This window comes from Marinobacter profundi, from assembly GCF_002744715.1.
GTDB lineage: Bacteria > Pseudomonadota > Gammaproteobacteria > Pseudomonadales > Oleiphilaceae > Marinobacter > Marinobacter profundi.
Genome location: NZ_KZ319367.1, coordinates 1 through 23,188, shown reverse-complemented (window position 1 = coordinate 23,188; position 23,188 = coordinate 1). Strand labels below are relative to the sequence as shown.

The following is a 23,188-nucleotide window of genomic DNA, read 5'->3' as shown; positions in this document are numbered from 1 at the left end:
AAAGGAGGCACACAGGCCTCCCAAGGACACACAAGGGGCAGACAGCCTCCGGTCAGCTCCGGAGGCTCTCCGTTCAGTGTTCTTCTGCGGCGACAGTACCCGGGGCTTCCGGATCAGCAGTGAAGCCCAGCAAGCGGGTACGCTCGATGAGGAAATAGAGTACGGCACCGGTGGCGAGACCCCAGCCTGCACCATAGACCGCCAACACCACACCCATGGTGCCGGCAATGCCGCGCTCGGTGTTGTTCTCCAGTTGCTCCAGCCCCACCATCAGACAGATGTAACCGGTCAGCAGCAGGGTCAGCGACAGGGCAATCGGCAGTACCGGCTGGAAGAAGCTCACCAGCGGCAGGATAAACAGGGCAATAAACCCGGTAATCCAGAAGGTGCCGCCGCCACTGTAGATGGAGTCCATGGCGTTGCGGCCGTATTTGTAACGTTCTGCCATGGTGGCGGTCACGGCAGTCCAGATCGGGCCAGCCAGGCCCGGATAGGGCGCAAAGAAAGCGTGCATGCCGTTGCGGATGGCGGTCACCAGGTGCACCCGGTCGATGCTGTTGTCGATATCCTCGTCCTTGCGCAGGTGGTCGACACGATTCATCAGGGACTGGCCCACGACGATGTCTCCGAAGGCAATGACATAGGCAATCACCGCGGTCGGAATGGCGTACATGAACACGCTGGCATCCGGAAAGCCGACAACAAACGGCAGGTAGTTCCACAGTTCGCCAAAGGCCGGTTTGGTGATGCCCCACTCCACATTGGGCACCGCATACTCACCGGTGGCAAAACCAACCAGGATAGCCACCACCATTCCGGGCACCATGCCGTAGTTGGCGATCTTGCGGGCGATGGAATTGCTCTCCACAAAGCCCTTGAACGACACCGAAAACATCAGGTAGAGACACACCAGGCCGCCCACGATCAGGGAGATCGGCGTGTTGGCCAGGCGACCACCCGCCTCAATCTCGCCCATCAGCGCCGCAATACCGGCACCGATAATGATGCCGCCTTTCATCGACCGGGGAATCAGCTCGACCAGCTTGCTACCCAGGCGGGTAACCCCCAGTACCAGGAAGATGATGAACACCAGGAACTGCAACGCAAACAGCGCCTGGATGGCCTGCGGGCCGGGTGCGTAATCGGCCAGGAACAGCAGCACCACCGGAATACCCGGGGTAATCCAGCCCGGCACCAGTGGCACCCCCAGCAGGGCGGGCAGCATGAAACCGATCCCACAAACCACCACATAGGCCAGGGCGACGTCATAAGGAACGCCGAGATACTTCTCCAGCAGGGGAATCATTGCCAGGCTGACCACAAACATGATCAGGGCCTGGACCATCTCCGCAAACTCCCAGCGGTAATGGACAAACGGCAGGCGGACTTTGAAGGGGCCGGCTGGCCAGTAAGGTTGCTCTTCGCCGTTACGGCGATGGAAAATTTGCATAATAAAGCCTCCTGACACACGCACGCGTGTGTCTGATGTTGTTTTTGTAACGATCAGAATGCTTTGACGAGCGCCCCGTGACGGGGCGCTGGCAGGTGCGCCGGCTTACCCGGGCCTGGTTATCCCGACCCTAGTCAGTCGAGTTCTTTAGCCTGGTCGCGCAGCACGAACTTCTGGATCTTGCCCGTTGAGGTTTTGGGCAATTCCGAGAACACCACGGTCTTCGGCACCTTGAACCGCGCCAGGTGTTCGCGACAGAAGTTGATGATGTCGTCTTCGCTCACCTCGCCGGCTTCCGGCTTCAGGGTAACGAAGGCACAGGGCGTTTCCCCCCACTTCTCATCCGGACGGGCCACCACGGCCGCTTCCAGAACCGCGGGATGGCGGTACAGGGTGTCTTCCACCTCGATGGTGGAGATGTTTTCGCCACCGGAAATGATGATGTCCTTGAGGCGGTCCTTGATCTCCATGTAACCGTCCTCGTGCCACACCGCCAGGTCACCGGTGTGGAACCAGCCGCCACGGAACGCTTCCTCGGTGGCCTTGGGGTTCTTCAGGTAACCCTTCATCACGGTGTTGCCACGCAGGAAGATCTCACCAATGGTCTTGCCGTCTTTCGGTACCGGCTGCATGGAATTGGGATCCCCCACCATGGTGCCGGCCAGGGTGTGATAGCGCACGCCCTGACGGGCCTTGATACGGGCACGCTGATCCAGCGGCAGCTCGTCCCACTCGGACTTCCAGGCGCACACGGTGACCGGTCCGTAGACCTCGGTGAGGCCATAGACGTGGGTTACCTTGATACCCATTTCCTCGACTGCACCGATCACCTGGGCGGGGGGCGCCGCGCCCGCTGTCATCGACTTCACTTCATGGTCGATCCCGGCCTTGGCGGCGGCCGGCGCATTCAGCAGGGCGTTCAGCACAATCGGTGCGCCGCACATGTGGGTGACCTGATGGTCCCGAATCAGCTGCAGGATCTTTTCCGGATCAACCCGGCGCAGGCAGACATGGGTACCGGCCATTGCAGTGATGGTCCACGGGAAGCACCAGCCGTTGCAGTGGAACATCGGCAGGGTCCACAGGTAGACCGGGTGCATACCCATAGACCATACGGTCTGGTTACCCAGCGCGTTGATGTAGGCGCCACGGTGATGATAGACAACACCCTTGGGGTTTCCGGTGGTGCCGGAGGTGTAGTTGAGGGAAATCGCATCCCACTCATTGGCTGGCAGGCTCCAGACATAGTCCGGATCTCCTTCCTGCAGGAACGCTTCATAATCCAGGTCACTGACCTGGACACCCTCGCCATACTCCGGATCGTCCACATCGATCACCAGCGGCTTGTTTTCCAGGCGGCTGACCGCATCGCGGATGACTTCGCCGAATTCGCGATCAGCGATCACTACTTTGGCCTCACCATGTTCCAGCATGAAGGCAATGGCTTCGGCATCGAGGCGAACATTGAGGGTGTTGAGAACCGCTCCGATCATCGGCACACCAAAGTGGCACTCGACCATCGCAGGAATGTTGGGAAGCATGGCCGCCACGGTATCTCCACGGCCAATACCACGGCCGGCCAGGGCCGAGGCAAGCCGGCGGCAACGCTGATAAACCTGTTGCCAGTTATAGCGGATGGCGCCGTGGATCACCGCCGGATAATCCGGATACACATTAGCGGTGCGCTCGATGAAATCAATCGGAGACTGAACGGCGTAATTGGCATCGACGGGGTCGAGCCCCTGCTCATAGATCGAGGTCATTGCGGCATTCCTCAGTGAACTCTGTTGTTCTTATGGTGTATTCAGGGAGCTGGCTAAAAAAGCTATACTCTCGGTTTGCGGTGATAGTATTTCATAGCATAAATACTAGAAATAACACCTAGGTATTATAGTAATACCACTATAACAAGATCGCTTAATGACCAGCCACTCAGAAAAATATAGCAGCTACCTGAGCGACCACGACCCGGATGCCGGCCTGGTGCTGGATGCCCACGGGGCCATTCTCGCCGCCAACCGGGCGGCGAACCGGCTCGCAGACAGCGAGCCGGCCCTGGTACTGCCCACCAATACCGGGGCACTGATCACCGCCTGCCTGCGCCAGCAGCGTGCCATCAGTGGCGTGGAAAGCCGGTTTTCCGGAGCCATCCTGTTATGGACCTTCATTCCGGAACCGGGTGCCGGGGTGGTCATCGCGCGGGGGCGTGACGCCACGGAAGAAATCCGGGCACTGGACGAAGCAACCCGCTCAAGCCGGCTCTATCGCCTGATCACCGAGAACACCACCGACCTGATCTCCCGCCACGCCCCGGACGGCCGCTTTATTGACGCCACTCCGGCGTCCTGGCGGTTGCTGGGATACTGGCCGGAAGAACTGCGGGGCAAGCGGCTGGAAGAGGTGTTCCAGGTCAATCAGGCAGAAGCCCGCCTGGAGGACGTTCGCAATCGCCTGCGGGATGACGGCTACGCCACCCTGACCCTTGAAATCCGGCACCGGGACGGCAGCAAACGCTGGTTCGAGATTGCCAGCCGCGCCATCCGCGAAACCTACACCGGCTCGGTAGTGGAGGTCATCAGCGTGTCCCGGGACATCACCGCCCGGGTCGAATCGGAAGAACACAACCGCCGGCTGGCCGCTGAACTGGCCCACACCACGCGCCTTGCCACCCTCGGGGAACTGGCGTCAAGCATTGCCCACGAAATGAACCAGCCGCTGGCCACCATCGTCAATTTCGCCAGCGCCAGCCAGCGCTATCTGAAACAGTCCCGGGAGCACCCCGAGTGCCTGGACCGGGTCGAAGACGGCCTGCAACGGATTACCCATCACGCCAACCGGGCCTCGGAAGTGATCAAACGCCTGCGGGCTTTCCTCAGCAAGGGCCAGAAGCGCACCGCGCCCGTTCAGGTCAACGAGCTGGTCAGCAATGCCGCGCGACTGTGCCAGTGGGATTGCGACAAACATGGCATCGCCATCCTGCAACAGCTGTGCGCCAGCGATCCGGTCATCACCGCCGATCCGATGTTGCTCGAACAGGTACTTATCAACCTGATCCGCAACGCGGTGGATGCCAACCTGGAGGCAAGGCAACCAGGTAACGGTGAGCCGCCGGAGCGCCACAGCACGATCACCCTTACCACCTGCGTCAACCGCGAACAGGAGACGCTGATCGTGGTCACGGACCAGGGCACCGGCCTGGATGAACAGGGCCGCCGCCAGATGTTTACCCCGTTCTACACCAGCAAGCCGCAGGGCATTGGCCTCGGCCTGTCAATGAGCCGCTCGATCATCGAGGGATTTGGCGGATTCCTTGACGCCTACCCTGCAGATACCGGCGGGCTGCAGATGATCTGCCGCTTCCCGCCTTCCACCAACAAGAACAAAGCTGTGATTGCTCCGGAGAACTCCTGATATGACCGATGCCACCACCGTCTATGTCGTCGACGACGATGCGGGGATGCTTGAATCCACCCAATGGCTGCTGGAGTCGGTGGGGCTGACTGTGCAGGCGTATGCCGACGGTCGCCAGTTCCTCGATGCCATTGGTGACCAGCAGAATGGCTGCGTCATTCTTGATATCCGCATGCCCGGACTGGGCGGCCTCAATGTGCAGGAAGAATTGCAGAAACGGGGTTCACAACTGCCGATTATCTTCGTGTCCGGCCACGCCGACGTCCCCATCGTGGTGCGGGCATTCAAGTCCGGCGCGTTCGATTTCATCGAAAAGCCATTCAACGAACAGCTGCTGCTCGACAGCGTCCAGCAGGCCGTCCAGTTACACCGGGAGCGGAATAACCGCCCGCCGCAACCGGAGCACGCCACCACCGACCTGCTGGCCACCCTGACCCGCCGGGAGCGGGATGTTTTCCTGCCACTGGCCCAGGGCTACACCAGCCGCGAAATTGCCGACCGGCTGAACGTCAGCATCAAGACCATCGACCTGTATCGGGCCCGGGTGATGAAACGACTGGGTGCCGACCGGCTGCCGGACGTTACCGGGCTCGCCATCGCGGCGGGCCTGGTTGACCCGCTGGACCTGCGGGCCAACGATCGGGACAGCGAAACGGCATCCTAGCGTTCCTGATTCCTGGTGGCTGACGGCTGGTGACAGTCAGCCGCCATCCGCCAGCTGACCGGCAATCTGCCCCAACCTCGCGATGGCAGCCTCGATTCGCGCCGACCAGGGGTTGGCACCGTTCAGGCGTATGCAGTTCTCGTATTTGTCGGCGGTCGAGAACATCCGGCCGGGAGCAATGTTGATGTGCTCCGCTCGCGCCCGCTGGTAGAGTTCGGTACCCGACACCTGGGCCGGCAGCTGCACCCACAGGATAAAACCGCCCTGGGGCCGACTGACGGCAGTGCCTTCCGGGAACGCGCGGCCAACGGCAGCCCGCATCCGCTCCACCGCGTCACGGTATTCCTGGCGGGCCCCTCGCAGATAACGGTCGTAGCCGCCCTGCTCCAGCAAATGGGCAACCGCCAGCTGGGGTATCGACGAGGTCGCCAGGTTGGCAAAATACTTGTGCTGGCGGGCCGGGGCCATATAGCGGCCGGGAATCATCCAACCCAGCCGGAGCCCCGGGGAAATCGTCTTGGAAAAGGAATTGCAGTAGATCACGTTATCTGAGCGATCGAAGGCCTTGACCGGACGCGGCCGCTCGCCGGTGTGATAGAGATCGCCGTAGATGTCGTCCTCAATCAACGGCACACCGGCATTATCCAGCATCGCCACCAGTTGCCGCTTGCGCTCGTCGGGCATCCGCGCGCCCATCGGATTACTGTGGTTGGCCACCACCACGCAGGCTTTCACCGGCCACTGGTCGAGCGCTACCTGCAGGCCTTCAAGGCTCAGGCCGTCGGTGGGATGGCTCGGCACCTCGATGACCCGCAACCCGACCACATCCAGCGCCTGCAGGATGCCGGGGAACGACGGTGACTCCACCACCACGATGTCGCCCGGGCTGGTAACCGCCCGCAAGGCCAGGATGATGGCTTCCTGGGCACCGTTGGTCGCAAGAATCTCGTCCGGGGTCACCGGTACGCCGAGCGTCGCCATGCGCTGGGCGATCTGGCGCCGGTACACGGTTTTGCCGGGGAAGGCATAGTCGAGGGTTTCCAGGCTCCGTCGCGCCGCCCACAGCGTTGCCTGCTGGATCTGCCGCACCGGCAAAAACTCCGGCCCGGGGATGGCAGCGGCCAGCGGGACCATCCGCTTCTGTTCATCGACACACAACTCCAGCGCCATGTCCCGGGCGCTCACCGGTACCGGGCGGGACTGGTGGGTGGGCATGGCCGGCTCTGGGACATCACCGCGGGGCAGGCGGACAAAATAGCCACTGCGTTCACGGGCCTCGAGGAAGCCCCGGCCCTCCAGGGTCTGGTGGGCGTGCAGCACTGTCGAAATACTCACCCCGAACTGCCGGCTCAACACCCGGACCCCGGGCAGCCGCTCGCCATCCCGATAGACGCCTTCGCGAATCAGGGCCTGAAGCTGGTCGGCCACCTGGTTGTAGAGAATACCCATTGCGTAATCCTGCCAGAACGGTTGCACGAGAGGGCAGTACAGATGGCCCGGAAAGCAACCGGTACAGAAGGTTTACGGGATCAACTGTACCGGTGCAAAATCAGCTTAGCTGGTTCTGTTATGGCTGTCACTTCCGTCGGAGAATGGACCAACCATCCACGGAAGAGGAAAGAGGAGCGACACCATGACTGCTGCTGTCCACGCCCTGCACCATCCCGAACCGTTACCGCTCGCCAGCCGCAAGGATTTGCTGGGTGTCGGCGAAGCCGATCCGGCCACTGGAATCCGCCACAGCCTGCCAGCGCTCCACGGCCTGCTGAGTGATCTGGGTTTTCATATCATCACCTGCAACCCGGGCCACTGGCTGTTGCGGCTCCACCAGGCATTGCCGGAACTTCACTTTTATACTGAAGCGGAACTGGCCCATTTTGCCCGCCACCGCGCCCGGCGCTATGCCCAACACTATGCCCGACAGAATCTGAGGAGAACCTAATGCCTACCCTGCCAATCTATCAGGTTGACGCCTTTGCTGACCGGGTCTTTACCGGCAATCCGGCGGCGGTAATGCCGCTGGAGCACTGGCTGGAGGACACTGTTATGCAGGCCCTCGCGATGGAAAACAACCTGTCCGAAACGGCGTTTTTTGTGCCCCTGACCGCAGGCGACGACGCCGACTTTCACATCCGCTGGTTCACCCCGGCGGCGGAAGTTCCGCTCTGTGGCCACGCCACCCTGGCCAGCGCCTGGGTTATCTTCAACAAGCTGGGCTGGCCGGCCGACGGCATTTCGTTCCACTCTCTCAGTGGCACGCTGCGGGTCGGGCGACGCAATGACTGGCTGGTACTGGACTTCCCGCGCCTGGCCTTCGAGGAGCAGCCGACACCGGAGCTGATCCGGGAGGCCCTGCCAGACGCCCCGGAAACGGCGTTCTATGTGCCCAATGACACCAACTATCTGGTGGTACTGGATTCCTGGCAGGACGTTCAGGGAGCAAGCCCGGATCTCGCCCGCCTGAAACAGCTGGGTAACCAGGGCCTTATCGTGACGGCGCCCGGCGAGGACTGCGATTTTGTCAGCCGCTACTTTGCACCGGGCGTCGGCATTGATGAGGATCCGGTGACCGGCTCCATTCACAGCGTGCTGGTGCCCTACTGGGCTGCCCGCCTGGACAAGGCAACGCTGAACGCCCGCCAGCTATCGGCCCGGGGCGGTGAGTTACGCTGCGAACTGAAGGGAGACCGCGTCGAGATTGCCGGGCGCGCTGCGTTCTTCATGGAGGGCAGTGTCAACCTGCCCTGACCCCGACGTAACCGGTATACTGCCCGCCATTCATTCACGGTGGCGGGCAGTCATGACATCAGCTTCAACATCCCAGTACGACGTAATCATCATCGGTGCCGGCGCCGCCGGGCTGATGTGTGCAGCCACCGCAGGCTACCGTGGCCGCAAGGTGCTGGTGCTCGATCACGCCAATAAACCCGGCAAGAAGATCCTGATGTCCGGCGGCGGCCGCTGTAATTTCACCAACCTCAACAGCACCCCGGCCAACTTCCTCTCGGACAACCCCCGCTTCTGCATCTCGGCCCTCAAGCGCTACACGCCCCAGGATTTTCTCGAACTGGTGGACCGCCACGGGGTTGAGTACGAAGAGAAGGCGCCCGGCCAGCTGTTCTGCAAGGACAGTGCGAAAGACATCCTCAACCTGCTGCTTACCGAATGTGAATGGGCGGGCGCGACCATCCGCATGAACACCGGCATCAGCCAGATCGAAGCCCAGGACACCGGATACCGGCTGCTGACTAGCAGTGGCGGCAAACTGTCCTGCCAGTCGCTGGTCATTGCCACCGGCGGCCTGTCGATCCCCACCATGGGCGCCACCGGCTTTGGTTACGACCTTGCCAGGCAGTTTGACCTGACGGTTCTGCCAACCCGGGCCGGGCTGGTGCCGTTCACCCTGCATCCGGAGTTAAAGGAACAGTTATCGCCGCTGTCCGGCGTCAGCTGCCCGGTGGATGTGAGCTGCCACAACCAGCACTTCCGAGAGCCCATGCTGGTAACCCACCGCGGCCTCAGCGGGCCCGCCATGCTGCAGATTTCCAGCTACTGGCACCCGGGGGACAGCCTCGCCATCAACCTGCTGCCCGCCTGCCATATCCGTGACGACCTGCTGGCGCTGCGCAACAGCAAACCCCGGAGCACCGTTGGCCAGTACCTGGCGCAACACCTGCCGAAGCGGTTCGCTCAGGCTTTCAATGACCTGAACCAGTGGCAGGGGCCGCTACAGGGTTACCGCAACAGCGACATCGACGAGGTTGCCAGCCAACTCGGCCAGTGGTCCATCAAACCCGCAGGCACCGAAGGCTACCGTACTGCCGAGGTTACCCTTGGTGGCGTCGACACCCGCCAGCTTTCCTCCAAGACCATGGCGGTGCTCGACCGTCCCAACCTGTACTTTATCGGTGAAGTGGTGGATGTCACCGGCCACCTGGGCGGCCACAACTTCCAGTGGGCCTGGGCTTCTGGAGTAGTCGCTGGACAGCATGCCTGAATGCGTCGAAACTCCCAGTCAAGCCAGTTTTCGGACTCTAAACTCTCATCGCAAGCGGCGATCAAACTAAGGTATCTCGTTCGCCGATATGACAGCAAGCTACGGTCGCAAAGCGAACATTCAGGAAGGTTCATGAGTTTTGGTCCAAGTGGTTTTTTCGAGTCTTCGGGCATTTGGAATGGAACTTTCTGGTGCTATCCAAAATGCCCGAAGACTTGACCATTGAATTACCTCTTTAATTTAACGCATTGATAGTACGCACCGGTATCAGGGCTTCGTATCCGGCCGAGGCACTATATAGATCACGGATCACCCCAGCTCGACGGAGTTTGACCCCAGTAAGCTGTCTTGCGCTATTTATTGCGTCCTCCAGTCTGCCAGTGCCACTGGCCAGCTCGTTCAGACTGGCTTCCCAGTGCGCGCGCTGGTTTGGCAAGTGTCGCTCGTTGAGGATGTTCAGGCGACCATGGCCGGCCTCAACGCTTGCCCTCAGTTTAGCGATCGAAGCCCGCCATTCCCGCTGAGCCTGAGTGGCCAGCCATCGTTTTTGTGAGGCTTCGGCAGTCGCCTTTCGAACGGCGCTGTGCTGGCGCTGCCCACTAAATGGAATCCGAACGCCAATGCCGACGACCCAACGTTTTCTCTCGTCAGCCCACAGGCTGTTATAGCCGGCATTAGCTGTGAACGTAGGTCTACGATCGACTTCGGCAACATCCAGCCGCGCGCGCGCCTCGGCTTCCCTTGCCTCGGCTGCCCGAATCAGCGGATGATCTGGTTCCAACTGTCCATCGGCGAACAGAAGCGTTTCAGATGCCTCCGTCAGTTGCAAACTGGCCCCCGTCGGACGACGCCCAAGCAGAGGAATCAGGTCGCTGGCTAGCCCGGCCTTTTCCGCTTGCAGCTCTACTAGTCTGGCATCTAGAGTGTCCAACTCCGTTTTGACCCTGAGCATTTCACTTTGCGAGCCGATGCCATAGTCAAGCCTCTGTTCCGTTACGGTGGCCAGTTGCTCTACCAAAGCGCGTGTCTCATGATGGAGATTGATCGCTTCATTGGTATACCACCAATATGCATACGCCTCCTTAACGCGAGCTGTCAGCTGCCTTATTAGCCACTGAGTCTCCTGCTGGGCGGCAAGCATTCCGGCCTCCGCTGCCTTGCGAGACGCCGACAGATGATCCGGCCAGGGCAGCTGCTGGCTTACCTCAAAGCGATGCCCAACTGTATTAGGTCCCTCTAGAGTTTCAGGCGCAATGCCATACTTGATGACCGGGTCGGCCCAAGTATCTGAGCCCTCCACTTTGGCTTCTGACATTTCGGCGACAGATCTTTGCGCGCCCAGGCACCTTGCTTTTATTGCTACTGCCAGCGGGCATTGCGCTAATGGGGCTTGCATGGCTGGTTCACGGCCTCTTACTGGACCGGATGTCCCGGGAATTCGTCGAGACACGTCTCAAGGATGAGGTCGCCTTTCTGGAGCATCAGATTCGTGATTCTGGCGGTCAATTGGACAGTCTCCAGACTGGTGACTATTTTCAGGAAGTCTTTCACCACGCCTTCGCCATACATTCTCCGTCCAGAACGATCATTTCCCCGGATTCCTGGGCACCGGTGTTAACGTCGTTAATAGAATCAGCAAAGGATGGGACCGTTCGTGTTCGGGATGCGGACACCGTCGAAGGCCCAAAGAGCATTCTTGCGTACCGAAAGTCGTTCCGGATCGGCGATACGCCGATTGTAGTGATCGTGTCCGAGGATCTTGGCGCACTGAAACGCAGCCAGGCAGAGTTGCACGGGTGGACGGCCATCGTCTCTATTCTGCTGATTCTGCTGTTGGTCGTTGTGATCTGGTTCGGTATCAATCTGTCCATGCGCCCTGTCGTCGAACTGAAGGCCACGCTGAAGCGACTTCAGGATGGCAAGGTCTCGCGGATTCATGTCCAAGCACCTGAGGAATTTCGACCGCTGGTCCAGCAGCTCAACCAATTGCTCGACTCGCTGGATCAACGCCTGGAACGATCAAGGGATGCGCTGGCGAATCTGTCTCACAGCGTCAAAACCCCCATTGCGGCCGTCCGGCAGATTCTTGAGGACACCAGTCGTCCGCTCTCCAACGATCTCCGCCTTCAGATGACCGCGAGACTCAATGACATCGACAAACAGCTTGAAGCCGAGATGCGCCGAAGTCGCTTTGCAGGGCCACAGGTTGGGAAAAGCGCTTACCCTCTGAAACAGGCACGGGATCTAGTCTGGATGCTGGGGCGACTATACCCGGAAAAGTCCTTTGAACTGTCGAGCTCCCTGCCGGAGGACGCCCGCTGGCCGATCGAGGAGCACGACCTGAATGAAATCATGGGCAACCTTCTGGACAATGCAGGCAAATGGTCGGAACGATGCGTGGAGCTGTCACTCGTTCAACACTCCGGAAATCTGCAGATCGGCGTAACAGACGATGGGCTCGGCGTCGCGGACGCTGAAATCGGCAATCTGGGTCGACGGGGGTTGCGGCTGGACGAGCAGACCCCAGGCCATGGCCTTGGGCTGGCGATTGTTCGAGAAATTGTCGAACGCTACAGTGGAACCCTCAACTTCTCACCTGCTCCGAAAAGTGGGTTGTCCGTGATAGTTGACCTTCCCAGGGCGGTCCCGGTGATCAATCGTTGACCCGGCCACCTGGTATGTGGTTAAGCGATCACATGTGGATAGTGTTTGTATAGAAAACTTTCCTCACCGTAATGCCTTTTTCAAGCTAGATTCAGCTTCGTCTGTTGTTATAGCGGGTCGCTTGAAGTCCGGTCTCTTAGCTAATTTTGATTTGCTCTCGAGAAGGGCGACAGCCACAATTTTCCAACATCCAGAGACGGCGCTTATAGATGAAGGTTCTAATTGTCGAAGACAACGCGGTACTCGCAGAAAAAATCTCCGTTTGGCTTGCGAAGGAAAACTTTACTGTAGATGTTGCCCAAAACGGAAAAGAGGCAAATTTCTTCGTAGAGACAAGCAGTTATCAGGCGATCATTCTGGATATAGGACTGCCCGACGAGAACGGGCTTTCTTTGATGCAAAAATGGAGAAGCAGTGGCAGAGATGAAGCTATTCTTATTTTAACTGCCCGCTCCAACTGGACAGAGAGAGTTGAGGGCTTGAATGCCGGGGCAGACGATTATCTTCCAAAACCCTTCGAATTCGATGAACTAAAAGCTCGACTTAGCGCCATAATACGAAGAAAAGACGGGCGAGCAACTGATAAGATCATCGTGGATGGTTTTCTACTTAATGCAACCTATAGAACCCTAACAACTCCCGATCATAAAGAGTTCAGACTAACCGCAACGGAGTACCGCCTTTTACAATGCTTTCTTCGCTCTCCTGACAGAGTTTTCTCACAGGACGAACTTGTTGAAGCACTCTATAATATCGAAAGGTGCCCAACCAGAAATGTCGTTCAAGTCTACATAGCCAGGCTCAGAAAGATACTCGGAAAAAAACGAATAAAAACATTGAGAGGACAAGGATATTACTTTGCAAGAGATTCTCTTCAAAAAAGGGTTGAAGCTTAAATGATTTTACTGTGATTTAACCATTTTCCTCAAGGACCAGGGCTCGCCAGATAAATGCGCTGGCCCACAAACCGGGCCAGCTTTCTCAACGATTAACCATTTCGGTGAAAAATACCAAATAGATTAAAAAGACTTAGTCCAGCCCAGCCAAAACTTCGGGTCGTCCGAACTGACCGAACCAAGTGCGTTACTTGAATCGATATCAGCGTACTCCAGATTAACACTAAAAGCTCCAAAGCTTCCCGCATCTTTGGTGACGTTAACAGCTGCATGTCCGTAGCTCGCCTCGCCAATAGACGCCTTGCCATCATCAGTGAAATCATAATAGCCAATCAAAACACCTGTGCTGAAATCGTCTTCCAGTGGCACATCAACTGATGCGTAATAATAGATATCGCCTGGAACGAACAGCCCTTCGCCGCTTACGTCGCTGTTTGCTGTGTAAGCAACACCTATAGATACAATGCTGTAACTCAACTCTCCGTATATTTCGCCAAAATCAATAGATTCAGGAGCATCAGGGTAAGAGTAATAAATGTAGCCAACATCGTAACCGATATCCTCAATTACACCGGAGAAGCCAGCATAAAGATCAAGCTCGTAGCTCGTCCCATCGCCGAAATCCACATTGGAGCCCCAGCCGCCAACATAAAGCCCCGACGCATGTTCGTAGTCAAGCCCGCCTTGCGTCGCCGTTGAGCCATCTGTTTGTGTCACACCGCGAAATAAGTAGTTGCTTGTTATGCCCAAATTAGCACTAACACCTGCGCTGGCAATTAACGGGACCGCTTGGAGAGTTACGAGCAAACCAACACTTAGCAAACAATCTTTAGTCGAGATACGTCTTTTCATCGTTTTTACCTTCTATTTGGGCAGCTTAGTTATTTGCGCATTGAATAACGCACCTATAATGCATACACGTTTTGTGCCACCTTTTAAAAAACTTATTCTATGAGCAATTATTGTCAAATCAGGGCCGCAGTTCATAAAAATGATTAAATATTTAACAATTCAATGCAATAAGCACTCTGCTTCAAGTGTTGCATTGCTCGTCGATAGTGCGCTCATCAATAATGCGCACCAAATAGGAACAAGAATTGAAAAAACGATGACTAAAATAGAACTATTTTTAACTTGGTAATTCTAGATTAGATATGGTTTTATGAAAAATCGAGGGAGGTCTGAATTAGCCATGAATACTGCAAAATATCTTAGTTAAGAATGCAGCTTTCCAACATTTTGCGCTCTGTCTTCCTTACGAGATTCATCAATACTAAAGCGCGACTTTCGCAATTTTGGGAAAATTAACAAAATCTACCATTAAATTAATCTTGGAGCCACATAATTGCCCGTCTGGCTCCAAGTAAACAACGATAAATGTTATTGCTTTTCCAAGAGATCCCCAATCAACTCTTTAATCAATCTATGTTCTTCCTTCAGTTTTTTGATGGTCTCGCTCTCTTCCACACGATACTGGGAGGAACGTTCATCTATGCTCTTATTAGGATAGCTTCTTGCCTCGTTGTATCTGTCCGCTTGCCCTCCTGCGTGGGCTATAGAAGCACCACTTGCCACGAAAGAAGCTACTATAATCATGGATACTTTCTTCATAAAACGGCTCCGACATTTTTTTCAATTAGACCAGCAACATTCAATGGCCTTGGGTGTTTAGTAGAACATCGAAACTTTAAACACACTTGAAAATATATGCTGATGAAACGTTTTTTTTCAGCGGCTACCACAAGCTCAAAAGCCATTTAGGTCGGCTTTGATTTCATGACACTAAATCAAGTTATTCAAATGCCTAAGAACGATAAGACCAAGCCAGACCGATCTGAAGACCAGAGCGTCCCTCGCTCCGGCTCGCACCCGTTGCGGCACGCTTCGATTCCAACTATGCTTTCCGATCAGAGCACCTCTATGTGCCTTCAACTGAAGCCTTCCGCTCAATCGACAAAAGCACCTTCATGACAGCGCAGAAAAGCATCCGAAAAACTGTCCTCCAATATGGCATCGCTTTCAGCCTCTTGTATTTTTTACTAATTTTTTTCTCGCACACTTATGTAATAGAGCAGCTTTCGAACGAGTCCAGAAAACATCGCCTTGACAAGGAGGTGGAGAGTTTTCAAACCATCATTGAAAACGAAGTTCCGACGCCCGACGAGATTGGCAGCATGATTGATCGATTCCAATTGCTACTGGAGCACGCCCTCGTCGTCGAAGTGAAAGACGGAAGCATCATTGCCAGTAGCAACATAGATCAAACAACGTTGCGAATGGTTTCAAGAAAGCCGGCGGGCTTTGTAGAAATATCCCAAGGTGCAGATGGCCTTCTTGGATTGAAACGAGGTTTCGGAATTGACAGCCCGCTTTCGTCAGTCACCATCCTGGAAATGGAAAGTGGACTCGCCGAGCGATCCAGTGGGGCTCACCTGACCTTGCTGGCTGCCTCCGCATTATTACTTGTTGTTCTCTTGGCTCTGGTAGGCACCACTACTTACCTCGCTTTGAAACCGATCGAACACATCAAGGAAGACATGAGGAGACTGCAATCTGGCAAACAACCTCGTTTGAATCCTGACGCACCAGAGGAGTTCAGTCCGCTGATCAAACAGTTCAATAACCTACTTGAACTAGCAAGTCGTCGCCTTGACCGCCACCGCCGCCTCAATTCCGATCTTTCTCACATGGTCAAGACCTCGATCTCTGCCAATCTCGCAATCTTGTCAGACACTGGTTCATTACCTCCGTCCCGCGACGACATAGAGTTCATGACCTCCAACCTAAAGGATCTAAGCCGGTCCTTGAACTACCGCATGAGCAAGGCAGATATCTCCGGCAGGCAGATGGGGCAAACATGTTTGCCGATTGAAATAGCGAACAACGTCATTTCTGTCATGGAAAAAATCTTTCCCGATAAGAGTTTCCGTATTAATACATCCTTGCCGAATAACTTCAGTTGGCCCATGGAGCGTCAGGACCTATCAGAGTTATTCGGTAACCTGCTCGAAAACGGCGGGAAATGGAGTCAGGCTGAGATTGACGTTTCAATAAGCCAGACCGATTCCGGGCTAACGATAGAAGTTGCAGACGACGGCCCTGGGATTACTCCAGAAGCGGCCTCAAAAGTGATGGATAGAGGTTCCCGGCTTGACGAAACCGTTTCTGGATTTGGATTGGGACTGTCCATCGTGTCCGAAATACTAGAAGACAATTTCGGACGGATGAACATTGGCCCCTCAGAAACAGGGGGCGCCAGAATTACAGTTGTGCTTCCTTTCCCAGAGTAGAGCACAACCATAATTCCTCCGCCCCGCTATGACGGAGGGATTACCCTCCCCTGCTCGCGATCAAAACTGTGTATTTCCACCTCTCTTCTACCGTTGCATATCATCGAGTTTAGACCTTGAGAAGCGCGTGAATAGAGCCGGCAAAACAAAAAGCGTTAGGAAAGTCGCAGTCACGAGGCCACCTACAATCACGCTGGCCAATGGCTTCTGGATTTCCGCACCCACGCCCGTCGACAACAGCATCGGTATCAAACCGAGCGCCGAGGTTATTGCTGTCATCAAGACAGGACGCAAACGGGAGACGGCACCTTCAAACACCGCGGTATCCACGTTCAATCCATCCTGTATTCGCTGATTGATGCTTTCGACCATAACGACCCCGTTGAGCACCGCCACACCAAACAAAGTGATAAATCCAACGGAACTGGGCACTGAGAGATACTGGCCGGAGATCCAGAGTGAAAAGACGCCACCAATGACAGCAAGCGGCACGTTGACCAGAATTAACAGTGCCTGACCGACCGAACTGAAAGCAAAGTACAGCAGCAGTGCAATCAGGCCCAGAGATACAGGTACCACAATGGTCAATCGTTTCTGAGCTCGCTGCTGGTTTTCGAACTGACCACCAATATCCACCGAATAGCCGGGGGGAAGGTTCACTTCTGACGCGATGGTATCCTGAATATCGGCAACCACACTGCCCATGTCACGACCCTGCACATTGGACTGAATGACCACACGGCGCTGAACGTCGTCGCGGCGCACCTGGGGCGGGCCAGACTCAATAGACACATCGGCCACATCACCGAGTCTCACCCAGGCTCCGGAAGGCGCCTGCAACCTGAGATCAGCAATGGCATCCCGGTCTTCCCGGAAACGTTTGGCCAGGCGCACATAGATATCGTACCGCTCATTTCCGTTGATGATCTGGCCCGCGGCGGCACCACCCAGTCCGTCCCGGACGACACTCATCACATCAGACACGGCGAGTCCGTACCGGGAAAGTGCCTGACGGTCTGGCTGAACCACCAACTGCGCTTCACCGGCAATCTGCTCCATGGCCACGTCCCGGGTCCCCTGAACAGTTCGGACCGCCGCTTCGATCTGCTGACCTTTCTCGGCCAGCACCTTGAGATCCGGGCCAAAGAGTTTGATGGCCAACTGCGCGCGGACACCTGACAACAATTCGTCAACCCGAGTTGCAATAGGCTGAGAAAAGTTAAACAGTAGCCCCGGGTGCTGTTCGAGCTTCGCCTCAAACAGGGCCTGCAATTCATAGCGATTACTGGCGCTGGTCCACTCGGCTGTTGGCTTAAGGCCGATATAGATCTCGATGTTGTTCACGGGCTCCGGATCGCCGCCTATTTCCGCCCGCCCCGCCCGGGACAGAGCGTAAGTCACCTCTGGAAACTCCATCAGCATGGCCTCCAGTTTTGGCGCCACTTCAAGCGCCGTATCGAGGCTTGATGAGGGAGCCAGAGTCACCCGGAGGTTGATCGTTCCCTCTTCCAGTTCAGGCACGAACTCAGTACCGAGTCGTGGCACAATCAGCGCCGCCAGCACAACAAGAACAGCCGACGCGCCAACAACCACGCGGCTATGCTTCAGTGACCAGGCAAGCCCCATGCGATAGAGCTTTTCCAGGGGTTTTAGAATGAAGCTTTCCCGCTCCCGGATACCCTTACGGAACATGTATGACGCCAGCGCGGGTACAACCACCAGAGCGACGATCACAGCGGACACAATGGCCAGCATGATGCTGATCGCCATTGGCTGGAAAAGCTTGGCTTCCACACCTTCAAAGCTGAACAGAGGCATGAAAACGACCAGGATAATCGCCGTCGCGAAAAAAATTGGTCGCGCCACTTCCCGGCCTGCCTCCTGCAGTCGAAGCGCAATGCCATGGTCATCGTGTGACGCGTCCAATGGGTCAGGGTCGTTTTTCACCAATTCATCCCGACGGGCGTCATGCTCAGCATCCGGATGCGTCAGATGTTTGAACATGTTCTCGACCATAACAACAGAGCCGTCCACCAGCATGCCAATTGCCACAGCAATGCCGCCCAGAGACATCAAGTTGGCCGAGAGACCGAACCAGGCCATGATCATCAGCGCAATACCGATAGAAATCGGTATAGAAAGCAGCACGAGCGTTGTTGCCCGAAGATTCATCAGAAACAGGGCAAGCACGATCGCAATAAACACAAAAGCCAACAGAAGTGCATTGGTCACCGTCTCTACGGCCTTGGTCACCAGATCCGCCTGGTTGTAATAGGGCTCAAAACGAACCCCACTCGGAAGCGCCTGATTTATGCGATCAATGCGGGCCTCGATGCCGTCGATGGTGGCTTTTGTATTGGCCCCCATTCGTTTGAGTACAATGCCAGAAACCACTTCACCCAGTTGTTCAACCTGACCGTCTTCATCCTTCCGGGTCATGGTCACCGCACCCTGGCGAATTTCAGTGCCCAGCGCTACCTGGGCGACATCGCTCACCGTCACTGTAATGCCATCACTGGTTTTAACGGGCACTTGACGGATCTGCTCCAGCCCCTGCTCGCCATTACCCAGCCAGCCCATACCGCGAATAACCAACTGCTCCTGCCCGCGGCCCATATACCAGCCCCCAACATTGGAGTTGTTGTTCTCCAGGGCTTCCATGACATCGTTCTGTGATAAGTCATAGGACAGCATTCGCGCCGGGTTCAGGTTAACCTGGTACTGGCGGACCTCTCCGCCAAACGACAGAATCTCTGTTACCCCTTCAGCAGGTATCAGCAACAGCTTGACCAGCCAGTCGTGCAAGCTGCGTAATTCCATTGCGTCGTACCCCGAATCCGGGTCCGCTATCAGCAAGTACTGGTAGACCTGGCCGAGACCGGACGTATTCGGGCCCATTTCAGGCACCCCGACCCCGTCCGGAATCAGCTCCCGCGCGGCCTGCAACCGCTCGAACACCAGTTGGCGCGCGAAATAGATATCCGTGCCCTCTTTAAAGACCACGGTGACACCAGACAACCCGGTTTTGGAGATGGACCGAACCTCCTCAACATCCGGCAACGCATACATCACCGCTTCAATGGGATAGGTGATCAGTTGCTCGACTTCCTCGGCCGCAAGTCCGGGCGCCTCTGTATTAACAGCGACCTGGACGTTTGTAACGTCAGGGAAAGCATCAAGATTCAGTTTTGGGATCTGAAACGCGGCCGTGGCGATAAGCACTGCAAGCGCAATAAGAACCAACAGGCGGTTCTGAACCGCCCAGTCGACAACTCGGTTGAACATAATGGCTCCCGGAATCAGTGGTTGTGTGGGTCAAAGCCGCCTTTGGCAATTTCAGAGGCCACAAAAAATGCGCCCCGCGAAACGATCCGTTGGCCTGCAGTCAGGCCCGAAATTTCACGGAGTCCGCCAATTGCGCGACCCAGTTCCACTTCCACAGGCTCGTACTCCCCTTCAGCCTCTTCCACATAGACCGTCCAGTCGCCATCGGCGCCTCGCATCAACGCACTCTCCGGCACCGCAAGCACCGGCTCCGTGGTTTTAAAAAGGAAATACACATCTGCAAACATTCCGGGATGAAAACGATCTTCCGGATTGTCCAGCTCCAACCGAACAATTCGCGTGCGGGTCACAGCGTCAATGGTATGAGCTTCCTGGGATACCGTTGCCACAGCTACTCGGCCTGCAACTCTTACTTCCGCTTCGGCCCCTTGCTTAAGGACAATGTCGGAGTTTGCTGGCAGGTGAGCCTCTACCCAAAGTTCGCTTTCATTAGCCAGAGTCACCAGCGGTTGGCCTGCCTCAACTCTTTGTCCTTGCTCAAACTCATCGGTCAGCACTGCGCCATCCACGCGAGCTCTGAGCGTGTATTCACCGAGACTACCTACGCCGCTGGCCTTCAACGCACCAATGTCATCATCGTTTAGCCCATAAGCAAGCAGAGTCGCCCTCGCCGCTTCAATATTCGCTTTCGCCGTATTGAACCGCTGATCACCAACCACGGAACGACCCAGCCCGCTGATTCGCTCCCATTCAGGAAAAGCCTTCCTGTAATCAGCCTGCGCCTGTGCCACCGTCTCACTGAACAGGGTTACCAGTTGCTGACCTTTGGTTACGTGCTCACCCAATTCCACGTGACGTCTCAACACCACCGAGGCAACCCGGGGGGACACGTGATAGCTGGTATAGCCGTTGGTCAGCAGCTCACCGGGAGCGTAGATTTCATAGTCAACGCGCTTGCTCTCGAGGGTTGCTACCTCAATGCCGGCGAGCTCTTTCTGTTTGGCATTGATGCTTGCGGTAGTTGATTCTTCATGACCACCATCGCTCTCCTCTTCGTGGCCATGACCTTCTTCCTCTTCATGCTCACGTTCTTCAGCATGCCCGCCCTCATGCTCATCCTCTTCACCGGTACCTTCTCGATGATCGTCGCCACCGGCGGCATGATCATGGCCCGCCTCGTTATGCGCATCTTCCTCGGCCTGCACCAATGAAGGGGGAGCTATAAACAGCGTCAATACAAATACTGAAATCAGAGTTTTTTTCATGATGACTATCCAGTTTCCAGAATATTATTGGAAGGGGGTGATCAGTTCGCCAGACTGGCTCAAGAGTTCAATCAGGCCCAGCTGCGCCAGCTTTTCCAGTTCAATACCGGTTTTCAGGCTCTCCGCGCGCTGGCCTAACGCCTGGAGATACTCAGAGGTGGAGAGGTCGCCGACCTGCCACTGCTTCTCAAGCAAATCGGCACTTCGCTGTACACGCCCCTGGGATAGTTCTTTCCATCGACGAAGTTGCTTGTCGTATCGCTTCCAGGAAGCGCGAGCGCCTGCCAGGTCATATTGTTGTTTCCGGTAGAGCGCCTGAAACCGCGCTTCGGCCTCCAGAGCCCGTCGATTCGCGGCCCGGATTTCAGCGCTGTAGTTATTACGGACGTTCAGAGGGATCGAGAATGTCAGGCCAACCACGTTCTCGCCGCCGTCACGCCCTCCGCTCAGCCCTACTGTCGGCGATGCTGTGGCTTTGCGTCTCGCAACCTCTGCCTCACTTTTCAACACCTGCCACTTGGCTCGAGCGGCTGCAATTGACGGGTGTGCCAACAGATCAGCCTCACCAATCTGGGACTCCAGCGCTGACCAGATATACTCGGGGATTCCCCCATCCTGAGGCCTCCAGTCCGGCAGACGTTCTCTAACCTGAGTTTCTGCCCGATCAACTGCGGCCTTTGCCTGGGCGACTTCGCTCAACTGACGGGATAGATTTAAAAACAGAAGCTCTGCGTCGGCACGCCCCAGATCACCTGCCTGCTGGCGCTGTTCAACCTGGTCCAGCAAGGCATCCAGGCGCTGCTGTTGGGATTCAGCAATTTCCTCAAACAGCGTAGTAGCGCGCCACTCGACAAGCGCAAACAATGATTCAGACGTTTGTGTCAGAACTGCTTCGCTCAAGCCAGCTTGCGCAGACAGCCTGATCAGCTTTGCCTTCTCCTGTAATGCGCCCTGTTGATCAGACCAATCGATCGTTTGTGACAGCCCTGCCTCAAAGTTATTCTCACTGCCCGTTCTGTCTGCTCCTACGGACAACTCCGGGTTATACAGCGGTTGTTCGCTTGCCTCAGCGTCCTCTTTCCGCGCTGCCGCCTGCTCTGTCGCTGCCAGTACCTCCGGGTGCTTGCTTATCTGGCCAGTGAGCCAATTCGCCCAATTAACAGTCTCAGCTTGACCGAACAGAGGAATGGACAATAGTACTGAACACAGCAACGCCCGAGGCGAGTGCTTGCTTGCCTTCATCGACTTTCTCCCGAAGCGATTAATAGCCAAAAATCATAGGTGTAAGGCGCCTATGACGAGGCAGGAAAAGATCGAGATAATAAGTGCAAACTTTGAAATGAGTTTGAATTCGGAAAAAAAGTTCAGATATGAGTCGCTAAAAACTCTTTGTAGCGCTTCTCAATGAGGCTAAGAACGGCAGCTCGCGACCAATCGCCGCGATGCCACCTGTAGTGGTTCAATGATTCCGGACACCAACGTAGGTGGTAAGATCGCCACCATAAACGAGGTGTCTGATGACCAGAAAGCGACGTTCTTTTTCTCCTGAGTTCAAACAGGAAGCAGCCAGCCTGGTGCTGGATCAAGGTTACACGATTCCGCAGGCCAGCGTGTCTCTGGGAATTGGTGAAAGCGCTGTTCGGCGTTGGGTTCAACAACTGACGGACGAGCGTAAGGGCGTCACTCCGAAAGGCAAGGCGTTAACCCCGGAGCAGCGACGTATTCAGGAGCTGGAAGCCCGCTGCAATCGCCTGGAGCGAGAGAAAGAAATATTAAAAAAGGCTACAGCTCTCTTGATGTCGGACGAGATGAATCGTACGCGCTGATAGACCGGTTGGGGGAGCAGGAGTCAATTGAACTGGTCTGTGAAGCGTTTGATATCAGTCGTTCCAGCTATTACGAGTACCGCCAACGGCGGAACCGTGTAGATGTGGAGCGCCTGGCCCTGAGGGCTCAGGTAAACCGCCTGTTTACCAAGAGCCGCAGCTCTGCCGGCAGTCGTACAATCATAGGCTTGCTCCGCGAGGAAGGCGTTGTCGTTGGTCGCTTTAAAGTTCGACGACTGATGAGCGAGTTGGGGCTGATCTGTAAGCAGCCAGGCCCTCATGCCTACAAGCAGGCTACCGTTGAACGACCAGATATCCCGAACCATCTGGACCGGGAGTTTGCAGTAGAACGGCCTAACCAAGTCTGGTGTGGTGACATCACCTACAGTGTGCCCGGAGTCCAGGGCGAGCATGGAAGCTCAAATGGACCACGAGTCTAT

General features: G+C 56.1%; 17 protein-coding genes and 1 pseudogene. 9 read left to right on the top strand and 9 right to left on the bottom strand.

The genetic code is table 11. The features are described 5' to 3' along the window. Positions 1 to 73: 73 nt before the first annotated feature. The gene (locus tag CLH61_RS00090) at positions 74 to 1,450 is read right to left on the bottom strand and encodes a solute carrier family 23 protein (protein ID WP_099612686.1); all 1,377 of its coding nucleotides are present in this window, start codon (positions 1,448 to 1,450) and stop codon (positions 74 to 76) included. 134 nt (positions 1,451 to 1,584) lie between these two features. Beyond that, positions 1,585 to 3,213: an acyl-CoA synthetase gene (locus tag CLH61_RS00085; RefSeq protein ID WP_099612685.1), complete on the bottom strand. Its 1,629-nt coding sequence runs from the start codon at positions 3,211 to 3,213 to the stop codon at positions 1,585 to 1,587. A gap of 157 nt (positions 3,214 to 3,370) precedes the next feature. Between CLH61_RS00085 and CLH61_RS00080 the strand changes: the two genes are divergently transcribed. Then, positions 3,371 to 4,861 carry a sensor histidine kinase gene (locus CLH61_RS00080; RefSeq protein ID WP_099612684.1) on the top strand — a complete coding sequence of 497 codons (1,491 nt, stop codon included), beginning with the start codon at positions 3,371 to 3,373 and terminating at the stop codon, positions 4,859 to 4,861. A 1-nt stretch (position 4,862) separates the two neighbouring features. Further along, positions 4,863 to 5,525, top strand: a complete 663-nt coding sequence (locus CLH61_RS00075; RefSeq protein ID WP_099612683.1) for a response regulator transcription factor — start codon at positions 4,863 to 4,865, stop codon at positions 5,523 to 5,525. 36 nt (positions 5,526 to 5,561) lie between these two features. Here the strand turns inward: CLH61_RS00075 and CLH61_RS00070 are convergent, their stop codons facing one another. Beyond that, positions 5,562 to 6,974, bottom strand: a complete 1,413-nt coding sequence (locus CLH61_RS00070) for an aminotransferase-like domain-containing protein (RefSeq protein WP_099612682.1) — start codon at positions 6,972 to 6,974, stop codon at positions 5,562 to 5,564. A gap of 184 nt (positions 6,975 to 7,158) precedes the next feature. Here CLH61_RS00070 and CLH61_RS00065 point away from each other — a divergent pair, with 184 nt between their 5' ends. Genes CLH61_RS00065 through CLH61_RS00055 form a run of 3 tightly spaced genes read left to right on the top strand, consistent with a single transcriptional unit; the run spans position 7,159 to position 9,522 of the window. After that, positions 7,159 to 7,467 (top strand): hypothetical protein, encoded by a 309-nt coding sequence (locus CLH61_RS00065; protein WP_099612681.1) that lies wholly within the window; start codon positions 7,159 to 7,161, stop codon positions 7,465 to 7,467. Next, a complete protein-coding gene (locus tag CLH61_RS00060) occupies positions 7,467 to 8,273 on the top strand; it encodes a PhzF family phenazine biosynthesis protein (RefSeq protein ID WP_099612680.1) in 807 nt (268 codons plus the stop codon). Before CLH61_RS00065 ends, CLH61_RS00060 begins: the two co-directional genes overlap by 1 nt. Positions 8,274 to 8,325: 52 nt before the next feature. Further along, complete coding sequence (locus tag CLH61_RS00055) at positions 8,326 to 9,522, top strand: BaiN/RdsA family NAD(P)/FAD-dependent oxidoreductase (protein ID WP_099612679.1); 1,197 nt, start codon at positions 8,326 to 8,328, stop codon at positions 9,520 to 9,522. Positions 9,523 to 9,757: 235 nt separating this feature from the next. Here CLH61_RS00055 and CLH61_RS00050 read toward each other — a convergent pair whose 3' ends face one another. After that, entirely contained in the window at positions 9,758 to 10,837 is a 1,080-nt protein-coding gene (locus tag CLH61_RS00050) for a TolC family protein (protein ID WP_133005111.1), read from the bottom strand. Between the two features lie 68 nt (positions 10,838 to 10,905). Here CLH61_RS00050 and CLH61_RS00045 point away from each other — a divergent pair, with 68 nt between their 5' ends. Both CLH61_RS00045 and CLH61_RS00040 read left to right on the top strand, forming a co-directional pair. Then, positions 10,906 to 12,186, top strand: a complete 1,281-nt coding sequence (locus CLH61_RS00045) for an ATP-binding protein (protein ID WP_226595800.1) — start codon at positions 10,906 to 10,908, stop codon at positions 12,184 to 12,186. A gap of 209 nt (positions 12,187 to 12,395) precedes the next feature. Next, positions 12,396 to 13,082, top strand: coding sequence for a response regulator transcription factor (locus CLH61_RS00040; RefSeq protein WP_004581714.1), 687 nt, complete (start codon positions 12,396 to 12,398; stop codon positions 13,080 to 13,082). Positions 13,083 to 13,205: 123 nt separating this feature from the next. Here the strand turns inward: CLH61_RS00040 and CLH61_RS00035 are convergent, their stop codons facing one another. Together CLH61_RS00035 and CLH61_RS00030 are read right to left on the bottom strand one after the other, a co-directional pair. Then, positions 13,206 to 13,934: a TorF family putative porin gene (locus CLH61_RS00035; protein ID WP_004581713.1), complete on the bottom strand. Its 729-nt coding sequence runs from the start codon at positions 13,932 to 13,934 to the stop codon at positions 13,206 to 13,208. A gap of 528 nt (positions 13,935 to 14,462) precedes the next feature. Next, positions 14,463 to 14,693: a hypothetical protein gene (locus CLH61_RS00030; protein WP_004581712.1), complete on the bottom strand. Its 231-nt coding sequence runs from the start codon at positions 14,691 to 14,693 to the stop codon at positions 14,463 to 14,465. A 311-nt stretch (positions 14,694 to 15,004) separates the two neighbouring features. Between CLH61_RS00030 and CLH61_RS00025 the strand changes: the two genes are divergently transcribed. Beyond that, entirely contained in the window at positions 15,005 to 16,372 is a 1,368-nt protein-coding gene (locus CLH61_RS00025; RefSeq protein ID WP_228152482.1) for a sensor histidine kinase, read from the top strand. An 87-nt stretch (positions 16,373 to 16,459) separates the two neighbouring features. Here CLH61_RS00025 and CLH61_RS00020 read toward each other — a convergent pair whose 3' ends face one another. Genes CLH61_RS00020 through CLH61_RS00010 form a run of 3 tightly spaced genes read right to left on the bottom strand, consistent with a single transcriptional unit; the run spans position 16,460 to position 22,164 of the window. Further along, entirely contained in the window at positions 16,460 to 19,657 is a 3,198-nt protein-coding gene (locus tag CLH61_RS00020; RefSeq protein ID WP_099612677.1) for an efflux RND transporter permease subunit, read from the bottom strand. Between the two features lie 14 nt (positions 19,658 to 19,671). Further along, positions 19,672 to 20,922, bottom strand: coding sequence for an efflux RND transporter periplasmic adaptor subunit (locus CLH61_RS00015; protein ID WP_004581709.1), 1,251 nt, complete (start codon positions 20,920 to 20,922; stop codon positions 19,672 to 19,674). Positions 20,923 to 20,946: 24 nt separating this feature from the next. Further along, entirely contained in the window at positions 20,947 to 22,164 is a 1,218-nt protein-coding gene (locus tag CLH61_RS00010; protein ID WP_099612676.1) for a TolC family protein, read from the bottom strand. Between the two features lie 275 nt (positions 22,165 to 22,439). Between CLH61_RS00010 and CLH61_RS00005 the strand changes: the two are divergent. Next, positions 22,440 to 23,188: pseudogene (locus CLH61_RS00005) on the top strand (IS3 family transposase); the annotation flags it as partial.

Excerpts from the sequence above, each read along its gene's own strand:
- CLH61_RS00015 (WP_004581709.1), bottom strand. The coding sequence starts at position 20,922 with ATGAAAAAAACTCTGATTTCAGTATTTGTATTGACGCTGTTTATAGCT.
- CLH61_RS00090 (WP_099612686.1), bottom strand. The coding sequence starts at position 1,450 with ATGCAAATTTTCCATCGCCGTAACGGCGAAGAGCAACCTTACTGGCCA.
- CLH61_RS00070 (WP_099612682.1), bottom strand. The coding sequence starts at position 6,974 with ATGGGTATTCTCTACAACCAGGTGGCCGACCAGCTTCAGGCCCTGATT.
- CLH61_RS00065 (WP_099612681.1), top strand. The coding sequence starts at position 7,159 with ATGACTGCTGCTGTCCACGCCCTGCACCATCCCGAACCGTTACCGCTC.
- CLH61_RS00055 (WP_099612679.1), top strand. The coding sequence starts at position 8,326 with ATGACATCAGCTTCAACATCCCAGTACGACGTAATCATCATCGGTGCC.
- CLH61_RS00050 (WP_133005111.1), bottom strand. The coding sequence starts at position 10,837 with ATGTCAGAAGCCAAAGTGGAGGGCTCAGATACTTGGGCCGACCCGGTC.
- CLH61_RS00080 (WP_099612684.1), top strand. The coding sequence starts at position 3,371 with ATGACCAGCCACTCAGAAAAATATAGCAGCTACCTGAGCGACCACGAC.
- CLH61_RS00010 (WP_099612676.1), bottom strand. The coding sequence starts at position 22,164 with ATGAAGGCAAGCAAGCACTCGCCTCGGGCGTTGCTGTGTTCAGTACTA.
- CLH61_RS00060 (WP_099612680.1), top strand. The coding sequence starts at position 7,467 with ATGCCTACCCTGCCAATCTATCAGGTTGACGCCTTTGCTGACCGGGTC.
- CLH61_RS00040 (WP_004581714.1), top strand. The coding sequence starts at position 12,396 with ATGAAGGTTCTAATTGTCGAAGACAACGCGGTACTCGCAGAAAAAATC.
- CLH61_RS00035 (WP_004581713.1), bottom strand. The coding sequence starts at position 13,934 with ATGAAAAGACGTATCTCGACTAAAGATTGTTTGCTAAGTGTTGGTTTG.
- CLH61_RS00030 (WP_004581712.1), bottom strand. The coding sequence starts at position 14,693 with ATGAAGAAAGTATCCATGATTATAGTAGCTTCTTTCGTGGCAAGTGGT.
- CLH61_RS00085 (WP_099612685.1), bottom strand. The coding sequence starts at position 3,213 with ATGACCTCGATCTATGAGCAGGGGCTCGACCCCGTCGATGCCAATTAC.
- CLH61_RS00045 (WP_226595800.1), top strand. The coding sequence starts at position 10,906 with ATGGGGCTTGCATGGCTGGTTCACGGCCTCTTACTGGACCGGATGTCC.
- CLH61_RS00075 (WP_099612683.1), top strand. The coding sequence starts at position 4,863 with ATGACCGATGCCACCACCGTCTATGTCGTCGACGACGATGCGGGGATG.
- CLH61_RS00020 (WP_099612677.1), bottom strand. The coding sequence starts at position 19,657 with ATGTTCAACCGAGTTGTCGACTGGGCGGTTCAGAACCGCCTGTTGGTT.